The organism is Psychrobacter faecalis (assembly GCF_016107575.1).
GTDB lineage: Bacteria > Pseudomonadota > Gammaproteobacteria > Pseudomonadales > Moraxellaceae > Psychrobacter > Psychrobacter faecalis.
This window is the reverse complement of record NZ_JABAST010000093.1, coordinates 1-600: the sequence shown is the minus strand read 5'-3', so window position 1 is coordinate 600 and position 600 is coordinate 1. Positions and strand designations below refer to the sequence as shown.

The following is a 600-nucleotide window of genomic DNA, read 5'->3' as shown; positions in this document are numbered from 1 at the left end:
TAACTTCGGTCTGTATGGCAGCCGTATTCCCATCAGTCTTAGTAATGACTGTGTCAATGCGCTTGCCTAGTGCCTCATCAGCCGTTGTTCTGGCTGTTGTCTCAGTGGTAATTGACGCAGTATTGCCTTCCGTTGCAGCTGACAGCATATCAACACGAGTAGACAAGGCGCTGTCAGCATCTGCCCTTACTTTTTGCTCGGTTGATATAAGCGCTGTATTGTCGTTAAAACTTGCGTTTAATATATCGATGCGCTGACCTAATGCAATATCATCTTCAATACGTGCGCTTGTTTCAGACCATACGCCAACTAGGACTGTGTCGTCCCCAGCACTAACCGTATCATCTCCAGCCATTAGCGGATTGACTTGGGCAAAAACACCATCAATCTTTGTCGCGTTGGCAGTGGTTGCGGTGGTTAGTGTTTCATAATTACTGGTGATGGATGCCGTGTTGTCATCCGTTTTAGATGACACCGTATCAATACGAGTAGAGAGTGCGCTATCAGCATTGGTTCTGGCGGTCACTTCACTACTAATAGCGGCGGTATTACCGTCGCTTTGAGCCACCACAGTATCGATGCGACTTGATAATGCGGTGT

General features: G+C 47.3%; 1 pseudogene. It reads right to left on the bottom strand.

Annotated features, from left to right (window positions below):
- Nucleotides 1-600, bottom strand: a pseudogene (locus JFC07_RS13065) (hypothetical protein); the annotation flags it as partial.